Source organism: uncultured Phenylobacterium sp. (assembly GCF_902826855.1).
Classification (GTDB): Bacteria; Pseudomonadota; Alphaproteobacteria; order Caulobacterales; family Caulobacteraceae; genus Phenylobacterium.
The window spans coordinates 15083-29237 of sequence record NZ_CADEGK010000033.1 but is presented as its reverse complement, the minus strand read 5'-3'; the positions used below and the strand labels follow the sequence as shown (position 1 = coordinate 29237).

Here is a 14155-nt window from a genome sequence, read left to right as displayed (position 1 = left end):
AGCTCCATCCCGGGCTCGCGTGCGGCTCCTCGCGCTCGGCGATGGGGAAACCCGGTGGAGATGTCGTTGTCGTAGCTCCACTCGTGGATGCCCATCTTCTGGCTCACGAGGGTGGCGCCGGGCGGCGGGCGCTGGGCGACGTCCTCGCCCTGGCAGAACTTGTGGATCGACACCGCCGCCTCGTGGCCCTGGGCGACGGCCCAGATGATGTTCTTCGGCCCGAACGCCGCGTCGCCGCCGAAGAAGATGTTGGGGACGGTGGACTGGAAGGTGACGGCGTCGACCTTCGGCATCTCCCACTCGTCGAACTCCAGGCCGATGTCCTTCTCGATCCAGGGAAAGGCGTTTTCCTGGCCCACGGCCACGAGCACGTCGTCGCACGGGTAATGCTCGTCCGGCTCACCGGAGGGGACCAGCTTGCGGCGGCCCTTGGCGTCGAACAGGGCCTCGACCACCTCGAAGGTGACCCCGGTCAGCCGGCCGTTCTCGTGGGTGAAGGCCTTGGGGACGCGGAAGTTGAGGATCGGGATGTCCTCGTGCATCGCGTCCTCCTTCTCCCAGGGCGACGCCTTCATCTCCTCGAAGCCGGAGCGGACGATCACCTTGACGTCGTCGCCGCCCAGGCGGCGCGAGGTGCGGCAGCAGTCCATCGCGGTGTTGCCGCCGCCCAGCACGATGACGCGCCGACCGATCTTCTCGATGTGACCGAAGGAGACCGAAGAGAGCCAGTCGATGCCGATGTGGATGTTCGCGGCGGCTTCCTGGCGTCCCGGCAGGTCGAGGTCACGGCCGCGCGGCGCGCCGGAGCCCACGAAGATGGCGTCGTAGCCCTCCGCCCGGAGCGCCGACAGACTGTCGATGGTCACGCCGAAGCGCATGTCGATGCCGCCGAGGCCGGCGATGTAGCCCACCTCCTCGTCGATCACCTCTTCCGGCAGGCGGAAGCGCGGGATCTGACTGCGGATCATGCCCGCGGACTTCTCGTCCTTGTCGAAGATGGTGAGCTGGTAGCCCAGGGGGGCCAGGTCGCGCGCGACCGTCAGGGAGGCCGGCCCGCAGCCCACGAGGGCGATGCGCTTGCCGTTGGACGCCGTGGCCGGGGGCGGCATCCGGTCGGAGACGTCGGACTTCATGTCCGCCGCCACCCTCTTCAGCCGGCAAATGGCGACCGGCTCCTCCTCCACACGGCCGCGGCGGCAGGCCGGCTCACAGGGGCGGTCGCAGGTCCGCCCGAGGATTCCGGGGAAGACGTTCGACTTCCAATTGATCATGTAGGCGTCGGAATATCGCCCGTCCGCGATTAGGCGGATGTATTCCGGCACGGGGGTGTGGGCCGGACAGGCATACTGGCAATCGACGACCTTGTGGAAGTAGTCGGACCCAATCTCACGCGTGCGGTGCAAAACTCGCTTCCTTCCCGGGACGCACTCCTCCCGAGGCTTGAGTCGTTCCCTGCCCCAAAGCAGAGGATGGCTCCGCACCCCGACGCGGCGTTTGTTGTGCCCAACTTACGGCCCCCGCCTTACGGAAGCCAACCGATTCCTCAGTAAAGTTCACGGTTTTCCGTCCTTTGTGACCCTGAAAACCTGGACCTTCCTGGCGCCTGTGGAGGCATGATCTTCCACACCAGCATGTGATCGCGGCACGGGCCATTCCGGGCGCCCGACGCTTGTCGTTCGTGACAGGTGAATGATACCTTAACTGAGGGCGAGAGGCCCCGCTTGGGCGGGGTGAGGGAGACTGCCATGGACATGCCGACCGATCGCGTGCCCGAGTCCTTGTCTTCAGCGTTCGATATCCTGCCGCCGGAGGTGACCTCGCCGCTGGACCCCGGCGAGACCCTGGATCTGCACCGCGCGATCAACGAGCGCCGGGCGCAGATGGAAAACCCGGAGATGCTGCGCCGGCTGCGGTCGCTCTGAGGCACGACAGGGGCTGTCGTCCCGGTTCCGCCGCAGGCGAAGACCGGGCCCGTAGTTTCCCCGCCAGTGTAGGAATCGAAACGGCGCCGCCCAGCCAGGGTCGGCGCCGTCGATCGTTGTGGCCCGGTCCTTCGCGTCGCGAAAAACCGGGATAGGGACCGCTGGGCGCTACTCGGAATACCCGTCCGGCAGGTCGTCTTCCTTCATCAGCTCGTCCTTCGAGACGGCCTTGTCCTCGACGTTCGCCTTGGAGACGATGAGGTCGACGACCTTGTCCTCGAAGATCGGGGCGCGCAGTTGCGCCTGGGCGTTCTGGTTCTCGCGGAGCAGGTTGAACACCTCCTGAGCCTGGGCGCCGTACTTGCGGGCCTCGGCCATGATCGCCTGGTTCAGCTCCTGGTCGGTCACCTGGACGTTGTTGGCGCGGCCGATCTCGGCCAGCACCAGGCCCAGGCGCACCCGGCGCTCGGCGATCTTGCGGTATTCCTTGGTGAGCTGCTCCTCGGGCTTGTCCGCGTCCTCGGGCGGCAGGTCGCCGGTCTCCTTGTCCTGCTGCACCTGGCTCCAGATGGAAGCGAACTCTGCCTCGACCATCTTCGGCGGCAGGGGGAAATCGTGCTTGGTGTCGAGCACATCCAGCAGGGCGCGCTTCAGCTTGAAGCGGGACGCGCCTTCGTACTGCTGCTCCAGGTTGCCCTTCACCAGCTCCTTGAGCTTCTCCAGGTTCTCGATGCCCAGGCGTTCGGCGAAGGCGTCGTCGGCCGGGCTGTCCACCGGGCCACGGACTTCCTTGACCTTGGTCTCGAACTCGGCGGATTTGCCGGCCAGGTTCGCGGCCTGGTAGTTCTCCGGGAAGGTGACCTTCACCGTCAGCTCGCTGTCGGGCTTGGCGCCGACCAGCTGCTCCTCGAAGCCTGGGATGAACTGGCCGGAGCCCAGCACCAGTTCCACGTCGGTGGCCGTGCCGCCCTCGAAGGCCTCGCCGTCCACCCGGCCCACGAAATCGATCACGACCTGGTCGCCATCCTTGGCCTTGACGGTCTTGCCCGTGCGCGGCTCGAAGGTGCGGTTCTGCTTGGCCAGATCGGCGACGGCCTCGTCGATCTCCTCGGCGGTCGGCGCATAGACGGGCCGCGACAGCGTCAGCGTGGCGGCGTCCACCGGCTCGAAGTCCGGCATCAGGTCGATGGAGAGCTCGTAGGCGAGATCCGCCTTGCCATCCATCACCGCCTCGAAGTCGCCTTCCGGCTTCAGTTCGGGCTCGCCGGCGGGCCGCAGGTTGTTGTCGGTCAGCACCTTCTGGGTGCTCTCGTTGACGCTCGCCTGGACGACTTCGCTCATCAGCTGCTTGCCGTAGAGCCGGCGCACATGGCCTGGCGGCACCTTGCCGGGCCGGAAGCCCTTGATGTTGAGGGTCGGGGTGATCTCTGCGACGCGGGCCTCGAGCCGCTCCGTCAGGTCGGACGCCGGCACCGTAACGCCATAGACCCGGCTAAGACCTTCACCGGACTTCTCAACGATCTGTATCGACATCTTCAGCTTCCGGGACCTGGGGCGCAAATCGCGCCGCGTCCGCCTCTCAAACCAAACAGGGAAAGCCGCCGAACAAGGCCCGGCGGCGCGCGGGCGCCCTTATGTCACGCCGCGCGAACGCGTCCAAGCCCCCTGCCCCCTTGACGCGCCGCCGCAGGGCCGCGATGGCAGTCGCGCGCGGCTATGGCGGAATTGGTAGACGCAGTAGGTTTAGGTCCTACCGGGCAACCGTGGGGGTTCGAGTCCCTCTAGCCGCACCACTCTGCCGGAGGTGACAGCCGCGGCCTGGCCGGGCAGAAGTCGGCCATGCCGCGCGGCGTTCTCTTCCTGCACAACAACTTCCCCGGCCAATTCCGGGACCTCGCCGAGACCCTCGCTGCCCGCGGCGCGCCCTGCGTGGCGGTGGGTCAGAACCACGCGCCGGGCATCCCGGGCGTCCGGCTGGTGCGCTACAGCCTGGCGAGGGGCTCGACGCCGGGGATCCTGCCGGAGGCGGTCCGCGCCGAGGCGGACCTGATCCGGGCGAAGGGGGCGTTCGAGGCGGCGCGCGCGCTGAAGGCGGAGGGTTGGGACCCGGCGGTCATCGTCGGCCATCCGGGCTGGGGCGAGATGACCTACATGGCCCAGGTGTTCCCGCACGCCCGGCAAGTGGCGTTCGCGGAATTCTACTATCACGGCCGCGGCTACGACGTGGACTTCGACGTGGAGTTCCTGCCCTTCGACGAGGTGGCGGCGCTGCGGGTCGAGGCCAAGAACGCGGTGATGGCGCTGGCCTATGCGCAGGCCGACGCGATCGTGGCGCCGACCGAGTTCCAGGCTGCCGCTCTGCCGGTGGCGTTCCGAGAGCGAGCGCGAGTGATCCACGAGGGCGTCGACGTCGAGGCGATCCGGCCGGGACCTGCGCGGCCGTTCGTGCTGGACGACGGCCGGGTGATCGCGCCCGGGACGCCGGTGGTCACCTATGTGAACAACCACATGGAGCCGCTGCGGGGCCTGCACATCGTCGCCCGCGCCCTCCCGCGGCTGCTGGCCGAGGTCCCCGAGGCGCAGGTGCTGCTGATCGGCAAGCAGACGGGGCAGGCCTACGGCGGCAACGCGCCGGGCGGCGGCACGTGGCAGGAGACCTGCTTCGCCGGCGTCGACTACGATCCGGCCCGCGTCCACTTCCTCGGCAAGGTCGAGCACGCGCGGATGCTGGCGGCGCTGCGGCTGGGGGCGGCGCACGTCTACTACACCTATCCGTTCGTGCTCTCGTGGTCGCTGGCCGAGGCCATGGCCAGCGGCTGCTACGTGATCGGCTCCGACACCGCCCCGCTGCACGACGCCATCACCGACGGGGTCGACGGGCGGCTGCTGCCGTTCTTCGATGTGGACGCCTTGTCGGACGCGATGATCGCGGCCTGCCGCGACCCGGCGGCCACCGCGCCCATGCGGGCCGCCGCGCGGGCGACTGCGGTGGCGAAGTTCAGCCGGGCCAAGGGACGCGAGGCGTGGCTGGCCCTGCTGCGGGAGTTGGGGGCGGAGATCCCGAGCGCTTAGGTCGCAGGCCCCACCTCGTCCGCTACCCGCAGCGCACCTCCTTGATCAGCCCCGTCGCGGCGTCGAACAGGAAGTTCAGGCGCTCAGGCACGTAGTCCATGGTCATCGGGCAGGTGGTGCAGACGACGCGCTGGCGTTCCGGGCGGAGCGGGATGGGGATCTCCGTGCGGGGACGCCCGATCAGGCTTTGCATCGGCCTGGCGCCACAGGTGTCGGCGACGGGTTCGGGGACGACGACGGGCGGCGGGTCCGGCGGCTCGGGCTGGGCCGCGCGGTGCGGCGGGACGATCGGCAGGCGGGGCGTGGATTCGCAGCCGGCCATGAGCAGGACCGCCGTGGCCAGGAGGACGCGTCTCATGCCTGCTTCTCCCAGCCGCGGGCCTGCTGCTTCCAGTAGGACACGGGCAACCCCTTGGCCTTCGACTCGCGGAACTGTTGCCGGGCGCTCTGCAACTGCGCGTCGTCGGCCCCGTCGAAGACCACGATACAGCGCTGGTAGCCCGTGAGGTCGCCGGCTTCGGCGCCGTCCACCAGGAACAGGGCGTCGGCGGCATTGGGGTTCTCCGGCCCCGTGGTCAGCAGGATGGGCTGGCGCGCGGCGCCGGGTTCGTCGGCCGGCGCATGGGGCAGGAAGCTCTCGTCGCGATAGCTCCACAGCCAGGCGTCCAGATGTTCGATGCGGTCCGGCGCGGCGGAGCGGACGATCGCCTTCCATCCGCGTTGCAGGGTCTTCTCCAGGAGTTCGGGCAGCGCCTGGTCCAGCCCGGTGCGCTCCAGGTGGTAGAACCAGACCTCGCAGGCGCCCGCCGTCGTCCCCTCAGGCATGCGGTAGCCTCGCGGCCAGGCCGTCGATGGCCCCGGCGACGGCTTCGGCGTGGGTCAGCATGGCCAGATGATGCAGCGGAAGGCGCACGACTGGCCAGCCCTGCCGAACCGCGTATTGGCCCTCGTCGTCATAGGCGCCGCTGAGCTGCAGATAGGCGGCGGGCGACGACAGCGTCATCGCCGGCGCCTGCTCCTCGAGGTAATCGAGCGGCAGCCCCTCGAGTTCGGACACCAGCGCCGTGCGCGCAGCCGCGTCGGGCACCAGGCGCTCCAGGGCGCCCGGCGGCCACCACTGGTCCCACGGCGGCAACAGGCCGGCGTCCACGCCGTTGCGAAGTTGCAGGGCAAGCTGCGGCGGGGCGGTCTCCAGCCAGGCCTTGCCGGGATGCGGCAGGATGGCGTCAACCAGGATCACCCCGGCCGGAGCCGTGGCGAGCGCGGCCTCCAGCGCCGGGATCAGGGCGCCGCCGCCGCTGTGGGCGACGAGGATGGGCGCGCCCTCGCCCGTCTCGATCTGCGCGGCCATGTCCTGCGCCAGGGTCCGGTAGAAGTTGTCCGGGATCGGCTCCAGCCTTGGCCACACCGGCGTGGTCACCGCATGTCCCCGGCGGCTCAGTTCAGCCGCCACGCCGCCCCAGCTGGCGGGTCCCACGAAGGGGCTGTGCAGCAGGACCAGACGCGCCATGACCAGAGCGGACCTGCGCGCCTCAGCCTTCGTACTTGTCGGCCACCATCCGGTTCAGCAGCCGCACGCCAAAGCCCACGGCGCCGTCCGGAATGGTCGCCACCGACGACGGTTTCCTCCAGGCGGTGCCGGCGATGTCGAGGTGCGCCCAGGGGGTGCTGCCCACGTACTTCTGCAGGAACAGCGCCGCGGTGATCGAACCGCCCGGCCGGCCGCCGGTGTTCTTCATATCGGCGATCATGGAGTCGATCTGCTTGTTGTAGGCCTCCGGCAGCGGCATCCGCCACAGGCCCTCGTCCTCCGCCTTGGCCGCGGCCAGCAGGTTGGCGGCGAGTTCCTCGTTGTTGGCGTAGCAGCCGGCGTAGTCGTTCCCGAGCGCGATGATCACCGCGCCGGTAAGCGTGGCCAGGTCGACCATGAACTTCGGCTTGAAGCGGTCCTGGCAGTACCAGAGTGCGTCGGCCAGCACGAGGCGGCCCTCGGCGTCGGTGTTGATCACCTCGATGGTCTGGCCCGACATGGAGGTCAGCACGTCGCCGGGCCGGTAGGCGTTGGCGTCGGGCATGTTCTCCACCAGGCCGAGGATGCCGATAGCGTTGACCTTGGCCTTGCGGCCGGCAAGCGCGTGCATGAGCCCGGCCACCGTCCCGGCGCCACCCATGTCCCACTTCATGTCGTCCATGTTCTCGGCGGGCTTGATGGAGATGCCGCCGGTGTCGAAGCAGACGCCCTTGCCGACGAAGGCGATGGGCTGGGCCGTGCGGTCGGCCGCGCCGTACCACTTGATCACAGCCAGCTGGCTCTCGCGGATGCTGCCCTGGCCAACGGCCAGCAGCGCCCCCATGCCCAGCTTCATCATCTCGGTCTCGCCGAGGATCTCGACCTCCAGGCCCATGGCCTCAAGGTTCTTCACGCGCGCCGCGAATTCGGCCGGGTACAGGACGTTCGGCGGCTCGGAGACCAGGTCGCGGGTGAAGCTGACGCCATCGGCGACGGCGCTCATCGGCGCGAACGCGTCCAGAGCGGCGTCCACGTCGGGCGCGACGATCTGGGTCTTGGTGATCGACGGCTTTCTGTCGGCCTTCTCGGTCGTCCGGTAGCGGTCGAAACGATAGCTGCCCAGGCGCACGCCGAGGGCCGCGTGAGTGGCGATGTCGAGCCCGCCCGCATGCTCGATGCGCAATGTCGCCAGGCCGGAGGTCTTGACCGCGGCGTAGCCCGTCGCGGCAGCCTGTTCGGCGGCGAGCGCGTCGAAGGCGTCCTGTTTGCCGGCGCCGACCAGGACCAGGCGCGCGGCGCTCTCGCCCTGCGGCGCCAGGATGTCGAGGGTCTGGCCCTTGCCGCCGGTAAAGCGGCTGGCGGCGACCGCCTGAGCCAGCGCGCCATCGTACGCCGCGCCTTCGAACACGATGCGCGCAACGGCTGTCTTGGCCGGAACAGCGGCCCCAGCCGCAACGAATTCGATGTCCATCGGCAGTCTCTCTCGGCTCCCAGCGCGCGCCCAGGTCAGGTTGTACGGCGCGGCGACGCATGGTTTAGAACAGGTCCGCGGCCGGGGCGCGTCCAATTCTCCCGGTGAGCCGTTTTTCGCAAGCTAGATGCGCCTGATCGACCGATATCTCCTGCGCCAGCTGTTGGGGCCGGTCGCGCTCGCGACCCTGGCGCTGACGGCTGTCGCGCTCCTGAGCCAGAGCCTGGCCGGCCTCGACCTGATCGTGAACCAGCGGCAGAGCGCGCTCGTGTTCCTGAAGGTGACGCTGCTCTACATGCCGCAGCTGATCAACCTGATCCTGCCCGTGGCCGTGTTCGTGGCCGCGCTGGTGGGACTGAACCGGCTGCACACCGAGCAGGAGATCGTGGTCTGTTTCGCCAGCGGCATGAGCCGGTGGCGGGTGATCAGCCCGGCGATGCGACTGGCGGCCACCGTGGCCTTCCTGGCGCTGCTGATGAACCTCTTCGTCCAGCCCACGACCTACAAGGCCATGCGCCAGGAGATGTTCAGCGTGAAGGCCGACCTGGCCGCCACGCTGGTGCGCGAGGGCGAGTTCACCGAGCCGACCCCGGGACTGACGGTCTACGCCCAGGGCGTGGACGGCCGGGGAAACCTGCACAACCTGTTCATCCACCAGATCAAGCCCGATGGGTCGACCACCACCTACACCGCCGAGAACGGCCATGTGGGCCAGGCGAACGGCCGTCCCGTGCTGGTGATGCTGAACGGCTCCAACCAGGAGTTCTCCAGCCAGGGCGTGCTCAACTACATCACCTTCGACTACTACACCTTCGACCTGGCGCCGCTGGCGAACACCGACGAGCTGGTCCACTACAAGCCCTCGGACCGCTACCTGCACGAGCTGTTCTTCCCCGACCTGCAGCAGGACTGGGAGCGTCGCAACCGTCTCGAACTGCTGGCCGAGGGCCACGCGCGGCTGGCCTCGCCGCTCTACAACATCGCCGCCATGGCGCTGGCCCTGTGCGCCATCCTGGGCGGCGGGTTCTCGCGCCTGGGCTACGGCCGCCGCATCGCCGCCCTCAGCGCGATCGCCGCGGTCGTGCGGCTGGTCGGCTTCCAGGTGCAGTCGGCCTGCGAGGAGGAGGCCTGGCTGAACGTCCTGCAGTACGTCGTCCCGCTGGCCGCCACCTGGGGCGCGCTGGCCGCCATCTTCCGTCAGAGGGTGAGCCGCCACATCGACATTTCGCGGCCTCGCCCCGCGGCGCCCCCGCCGCCGCCCTCCCTCCCACTGGGAGCCCGCGCATGATCGGCTTCGGGCGAATCGAACGCTATGTGATCGGCCATCTGGTGCTGGGCGTGATCACCGCTCTGGCGGTGATCTCCGCGGTGGTGGTGCTGATCCAGTTCGTGGAGTTGACCAGCCAGGTCGGCACCCGCGCAGACGTGGGGCCGGACAGCATCTTCGAGCTGACCCTGCTGCGGGTGCCGTCGATAATCCAGATCCTGCTGCCGATCTGTTTCCTGTTCGGCGGCATCGGCGCCTTCGTGGTGATGAACCGGCGCAGCGAGCTGGTGGCCATGCGGGCCGCTGGCGTGTCCGCCTGGCGCTTCATCCTCCCCTCGGCGGGCGTGTCCCTGCTGCTGGGCGTGTTCGCCGTGGGCGGCCTCAACCCGCTGGCGGCGGCGCTCAGCGCCCGATTCGAGATGCAGCGGGCGCGCATCATGGAGAACTATCTGGGCGACCAGCCCAAGGACATCTGGCTGCGCCAGGGCGACGACACCACCCAGATCGTGATCCACGCCAAGGCGCGCGACATGGCCAAGGGCCTGGTGACGCTGCGGGGCGTGTCGCTGTTCATCTACGAGAAGAACGCCAAGGGGGCGCCGGAATTCCGCCGCCGGCTGGAAGCGGGCGAGGCGACCCTGATGCCCGGGTTCTGGCGGCTGAAGGACGTCCGCGAGGCGACCGCGGGGGATTCGTCGATTCGCTCCGAAACCCTGTCTATCCGCTCGACCCTGGACCAGGAGGCGGCGATGGAACGGCTCGCCTCGCCGGAGGCGATCGCCTTCTGGCGGCTGCCGCGGGCCATCCATCTGACCGAGCAGGCGGGCTTCTCGGCCTCCGGTTACCGGCTTCGCTTCCAGCAGCTCCTGGCGACGCCGCTGCTGTTCGCGGCGATGGCGATCCTGGCGGCCGCCTTCTCCATGCGCCTGACCCGGTTGGGGGGCCTGGCGGGCCTGGCCGGCGCCGGGGTGGCGCTGGGGTTCATCCTGTTCTTCTTCAACCAGTTCTCGGGCGCGCTGGCGAAGGCGGACATCATCCCGCTGTTCGCGGCGGCCTGGGCGCCGGCGGTGGTGGCGCTGCTCGCCGGCGTCAGCCTGCTTTGCTACACCGAAGACGGTTGAATCCTCTGCCGGCGGGGCTATGCATCGCAGGGCTGACACAAGTAGACGTGCGCCGGACAACCAACGCGCCTGACCAGCCGCCTTTGGGGATCGAGAAGTTTGATGAGTCCGCCTCGGCGCTGGCCGCGATCCTCTGGCAAACGCGCCCTCCTGGCAGGGGCGGCGCTGGCCCTGTTGAGCTGCGGCCACGCCCACGCCCAGACGCCTGCCCCGGCTGAGCCCCACAAGGGCGCCGCCGACGGCCTGCAGAAGGACGAGATGTACATGGAGGCCGACGAGGTCGTCCGTGACGACAAGGAAGGCCTGACGACCGCCCAGGGCAATGTCGAGATCCGCTACAACGGCCGCACGCTGCGGGCCGATCGCCTGACCTATAACGACAAGACCGGCGTGGTGCGCGCCAACGGGCACATCGTCATCGTCAACACCGACGGCACGGCGGAGTTCGCGAACGAGATCGTGCTGGACGACGAACTGAAGGCCGGCGTGGCGCTGGGCTTCTCCGCGCGCCTCCAACAGAACGTCAAGATCGCCGCAGCCACCGCCGCCAAGCGCAACGAGAACATCCAGGAACTCAACCGGGCGATCTACACGCCCTGCGAGATCTGCGCCAAGGACGGCACGCCGAAGACTCCCACCTGGTCGATCGCCGCGGAGCGGGTGGTGCGCGACGCCAAGCGGCGCGTCGTCTACTACCGCAACGCGCGCTTCCGCCTATTCGGCGTGACGGTGGCCTACCTGCCGGTGTTCTGGAACGCGGACCCCAAGGCCGAGCGGGTGTCGGGGTTCCTGGTGCCCAAGGCCTCGGCCTCGGACCGCCGGGGCGCCTCCTACGAGCAGCCGTATTACTGGGTGATCGACAAGTCGACCGACCTGATCATCAGCCCGCAGGTCAACTCCAAGATCGCGCCGTTCCTCAATGCCCAGCTGCGGCACAGGTTCTACTCCGGCGATGTCGACCTGCGATTCGGCTACACCCACGCCCGCGACTTCGACGGCAAGGGCAACGAAATCCGCGGAACGGGCGCCGATCGCAGCTACATCCTGGGCCGCGGTGCGTTCCAGATCGACGAGAAGTGGCGCTGGGGCTTCACCGCCGAGCGCACCTCCGACGACCTGATCTTCGACAAGTACGAGGTGAGCAAGGTCTACGACACCCGCGGACCCTATGTCGCCGACGACCGGCGGCTGATCAGCCAGATCTATTCGATCCGCCAGGACCAGCGCTCGTACTTCTCGGTGGCGGCGATGACCATCCAGGGACTGCGGCCGGGCGCGATCGACCCCGTCACCGGCTTCGCCAGGGGCGAGAACGACCGCGTATTCCCGGTGATCGGCCCGCTTATCGAGGGCCACTACGAGCCTGCGGGCAAGCTGCTCGGCGGCCGCCTGCGCGCCCACACGTCCGGCGTGGTCCTGGCCCGCGAGCAGTCGCCGACCAATCTGGCCGCCCGGCTGCCCGGCCTCGACAGCGCCCGCGTCACCGGCGAGCTCGACTGGCGTCGCGCCTACATTTCCAGCGGCGGGCTGCGCTTCGAGCCGTTCGTCAGCGTCCGCGGCGACGCCTATCAGCTGCACGATATCCTGACCGGCGTCGGATCGGCGACGCGCAGCGACAACACCGCCCGCGCGCTGGCGACCGGCGGGGTGGACATCACCTACCCGCTGTTCAAGCGGACCAAGGACGCCACCATCGTCCTGGAGCCCGTGGCCCAGCTGGTGGCCTCGCCCAACGCCAAGCAGGTGGTGATTGGCCGCGACGCGGCCGGCCAGCCCATCTACCTGAACGAGGACAGCGTGGCCTTCGAGTTCGACGAAAGCACCCTGTTCCGCCCCAACAAGTTCCCCGGCTACGACCTCTACGAGGACGGCGTGCGGCTGAACGTGGCGGGCCGGGCCGAGGTGCTGTGGGACGACGGCCGGCGAGCCAACTTCCTGGTCGGCCGCAGCTTCCGCACCGAGCGCAACGCGGTCTTCACCGACCGGTCGGGCCTGCGCACCAAGGCCTCCGACTGGATCGTGGCGGCCAGCGCGCAGCCGATCCGCGGCCTGTCGCTCTTCACCCGCGCCCGGCTCGATTCCGACACCCTGGACATTCACCGCCTCGAGGCCGGCGCGAACGCCTCCAACAAATACGGCTCCGGCTTCATCCGCTACCTGACTGACGACTTCGACATCAATGGCGTCAAGCGCGAGAATCTCGACATCGGCGGCGAGATCTACCTGTCGAAGAACTATGGTGTCAGCCTGTACGGCAACCGCGACCTGCGAAACGACGCGTGGGTCATCCGCGACTACGGCGTGTTCTATCGGGACGACTGTCTGCGCGTCGATGTGATCTATCGCCGCGAGGACACGGTGATAGGTCGTCTGCTACCCAGTGAATCAGTCTCCGTGCGCCTAACGCTCGCCACATTGGGCGGCTCATTCAGTGGCAGGTAGTATGGTGGCCGAAGTGCACGGCTCCTCAAGGAAGAAACTCTCGTCCATGAAGCGTTATCTGACGGGCTCGACGTCGCGGGGCGCGCTGCTCGCCTGCGCCCTGCTCGCCGTGGCCGCAGCTCCGCAGGCGCGCGGCCAGCAGGCCCCCGCGGGCCTCACCGAATCCGTGGCGGCCGTGGTGAACGACGACATCGTCTCCACCTACGACCTGGGCCAGCGCATCCGCCTGTTGATCGCCACCTCGGGCGTGCAGCCCACCGAGGAGAACCTGCCGCAGTTCCAGCGCGAGGCGCTGGTCTCCCTGGTCGACGAGCAACTGCAGTTTCAGGAACTGCGTCGCGTGGAGCGCGACCAGAAGATCGAGATCATGGCCGACGACGCCGAGATCAACGCCGAAATCGCCGAGATGGCGAAGGGCAACAACATGTCGTCCGAACAGTTCGTGCAGTTCCTGGGGCAGCGGGGCATTGGGGTCGACACCCTGAAGCAGCAACTTCGGGCCCAGATCAGCTGGTTCCGCTGGATCCGCGGTCGCTATGGCAGCCGTCTTCGGATCGGCGACGACCAGATCGCCGCCACCCAGGCCCGCCTGAACGCCGAGGCGGCCAAGCCGCAGTACAGCATCGGGGAGGTGCTGATCGACGCCACACGCGTCGGCGGCATGCCCCAGGCCATGACCGGCGCCCAGCAGCTGGTCACCCAGATGCAGCAGGGGGCGCCCTTCCCGGCCGTCGCGCGGCAGTTCTCGGCCCTGCCCACCGCGGCCAACGGCGGCGACGCGGGCTGGGTCAGCGCGGGCGACGTGCCGCCCGAGGCCATGGCGGCGCTGGAGCAGATGCGTCCCGGCCAGCTGTCGCAGCCCATCCCGGTGAAGGAGGGCGTCTACATCCTTTACCTGAAGGACAAGCGCGCCGGCGGCAGCGCCACCCTGGTCAACCTCAAACAGGCGGCTGTCGCGCTGCCAACCGAGGCCAAGCCGGAGGACGAGGCCGCCGCCCGCGCCAAGCTTGCGGCGTTGCGGCCGCAGATCAAGGACTGCGCATCCCTGGAGGCCACCGCCGGTAAGGTGGAGGGCGTCGTCGCCGGTGACCTGGGCGAGGCCGAGGTCGCCGACCTGGCGCCGCAGTTCCAGGAAGCCGCCGGCCGGTTGCAGGTAGGCGAGGTTTCCGAGCCCATCCGCACCGCCGCGGGCCTCCATCTGGTGGCGGTGTGCGGCCGGCGTTCGGCCGGCGCCGCCCAAGTCGACAAGGAGCAGATCGAGCAGCGCCTGTTCAGCCAGCAGCTCAGCATGATCGCCCGGCGCTACATGCGCGATCTCCGCAATTCGGCTACCATCGAGACGAAGTGAGC

The 14155-nt window shown here is 68.8% G+C and carries 12 protein-coding genes and 1 tRNA gene; 7 read left to right on the top strand and 6 right to left on the bottom strand.

Annotated elements, in window-relative coordinates:
- Window positions 1-1403, bottom strand: a 1403-nt coding sequence (locus QZV94_RS07055) for an FAD-dependent oxidoreductase (protein WP_293677101.1), incomplete at its 3' end; no start/stop codon positions are given.
- Between the two features lie 342 nt (window positions 1404-1745).
- Here QZV94_RS07055 and QZV94_RS07050 point away from each other — a divergent pair.
- The gene (locus QZV94_RS07050; protein WP_293677100.1) at window positions 1746-1922 is read left to right on the top strand and encodes a hypothetical protein; all 177 of its coding nucleotides are present in this window, start codon (window positions 1746-1748) and stop codon (window positions 1920-1922) included.
- Between the two features lie 168 nt (window positions 1923-2090).
- On the opposite strand, the gene tig is transcribed toward QZV94_RS07050, so the two are convergent.
- A complete protein-coding gene (gene tig / locus QZV94_RS07045) occupies window positions 2091-3449 on the bottom strand; it encodes a trigger factor (protein ID WP_293677102.1) in 1359 nt (452 codons plus the stop codon).
- A 183-nt stretch (window positions 3450-3632) separates the two neighbouring features.
- Between tig and QZV94_RS07040 the strand changes: the two genes are divergently transcribed.
- Together QZV94_RS07040 and QZV94_RS07035 are read left to right on the top strand one after the other, a co-directional pair.
- Window positions 3633-3715: transfer RNA gene (locus QZV94_RS07040), tRNA-Leu, on the top strand.
- Between the two features lie 46 nt (window positions 3716-3761).
- Window positions 3762-4994, top strand: coding sequence for a glycosyltransferase (locus tag QZV94_RS07035; protein ID WP_293677099.1), 1233 nt, complete (start codon window positions 3762-3764; stop codon window positions 4992-4994).
- Window positions 4995-5016: 22 nt separating this feature from the next.
- On the opposite strand, the gene QZV94_RS07030 is transcribed toward QZV94_RS07035, so the two are convergent.
- Genes QZV94_RS07030 through QZV94_RS07015 form a run of 4 tightly spaced genes read right to left on the bottom strand, consistent with a single transcriptional unit; the run spans window position 5017 to window position 7975 of the window.
- The gene (locus QZV94_RS07030) at window positions 5017-5352 is read right to left on the bottom strand and encodes an I78 family peptidase inhibitor (protein ID WP_293677098.1); all 336 of its coding nucleotides are present in this window, start codon (window positions 5350-5352) and stop codon (window positions 5017-5019) included.
- Window positions 5349-5819, bottom strand: coding sequence for a DNA polymerase III subunit chi (locus tag QZV94_RS07025; protein WP_293677097.1), 471 nt, complete (start codon window positions 5817-5819; stop codon window positions 5349-5351). Before QZV94_RS07025 ends, QZV94_RS07030 begins: the two co-directional genes overlap by 4 nt.
- Window positions 5812-6504 (bottom strand): alpha/beta fold hydrolase, encoded by a 693-nt coding sequence (locus tag QZV94_RS07020; RefSeq protein ID WP_293677096.1) that lies wholly within the window; start codon window positions 6502-6504, stop codon window positions 5812-5814. Before QZV94_RS07020 ends, QZV94_RS07025 begins: the two co-directional genes overlap by 8 nt.
- A gap of 22 nt (window positions 6505-6526) precedes the next feature.
- Window positions 6527-7975 (bottom strand): leucyl aminopeptidase, encoded by a 1449-nt coding sequence (locus tag QZV94_RS07015; protein WP_293677095.1) that lies wholly within the window; start codon window positions 7973-7975, stop codon window positions 6527-6529.
- A 127-nt stretch (window positions 7976-8102) separates the two neighbouring features.
- Here QZV94_RS07015 and lptF point away from each other — a divergent pair, with 127 nt between their 5' ends.
- The 4 genes from lptF (at window position 8103) to QZV94_RS06995 (ending at window position 14153) form a co-directional block, all read left to right on the top strand.
- Entirely contained in the window at window positions 8103-9263 is a 1161-nt protein-coding gene (gene lptF / locus QZV94_RS07010) for an LPS export ABC transporter permease LptF (RefSeq protein ID WP_293677094.1), read from the top strand.
- Window positions 9260-10363, top strand: a complete 1104-nt coding sequence (locus tag QZV94_RS07005) for an LptF/LptG family permease (protein ID WP_293677093.1) — start codon at window positions 9260-9262, stop codon at window positions 10361-10363. Before lptF ends, QZV94_RS07005 begins: the two co-directional genes overlap by 4 nt.
- Before the next feature lie 102 nt (window positions 10364-10465).
- Window positions 10466-12805, top strand: coding sequence for an LPS assembly protein LptD (locus QZV94_RS07000; RefSeq protein WP_293677092.1), 2340 nt, complete (start codon window positions 10466-10468; stop codon window positions 12803-12805).
- A gap of 46 nt (window positions 12806-12851) precedes the next feature.
- The gene (locus QZV94_RS06995) at window positions 12852-14153 is read left to right on the top strand and encodes a peptidylprolyl isomerase (protein ID WP_293677091.1); all 1302 of its coding nucleotides are present in this window, start codon (window positions 12852-12854) and stop codon (window positions 14151-14153) included.
- The last annotated feature ends 2 nt before the right edge of the window (window positions 14154-14155 follow it).

Coding starts and splice junctions, on each gene's coding strand:
- QZV94_RS07050 (WP_293677100.1), top strand. CDS start 1,746: ATGGACATGCCGACCGATCGCGTGCCCGAGTCCTTGTCTTCAGCGTTC.
- QZV94_RS07035 (WP_293677099.1), top strand. CDS start 3,762: ATGCCGCGCGGCGTTCTCTTCCTGCACAACAACTTCCCCGGCCAATTC.
- QZV94_RS07030 (WP_293677098.1), bottom strand. CDS start 5,352: ATGAGACGCGTCCTCCTGGCCACGGCGGTCCTGCTCATGGCCGGCTGC.
- QZV94_RS07025 (WP_293677097.1), bottom strand. CDS start 5,819: ATGCCTGAGGGGACGACGGCGGGCGCCTGCGAGGTCTGGTTCTACCAC.
- QZV94_RS07020 (WP_293677096.1), bottom strand. CDS start 6,504: ATGGCGCGTCTGGTCCTGCTGCACAGCCCCTTCGTGGGACCCGCCAGC.
- QZV94_RS07015 (WP_293677095.1), bottom strand. CDS start 7,975: ATGGACATCGAATTCGTTGCGGCTGGGGCCGCTGTTCCGGCCAAGACA.
- lptF (WP_293677094.1), top strand. CDS start 8,103: ATGCGCCTGATCGACCGATATCTCCTGCGCCAGCTGTTGGGGCCGGTC.
- QZV94_RS07005 (WP_293677093.1), top strand. CDS start 9,260: ATGATCGGCTTCGGGCGAATCGAACGCTATGTGATCGGCCATCTGGTG.
- QZV94_RS07000 (WP_293677092.1), top strand. CDS start 10,466: ATGAGTCCGCCTCGGCGCTGGCCGCGATCCTCTGGCAAACGCGCCCTC.
- QZV94_RS06995 (WP_293677091.1), top strand. CDS start 12,852: ATGAAGCGTTATCTGACGGGCTCGACGTCGCGGGGCGCGCTGCTCGCC.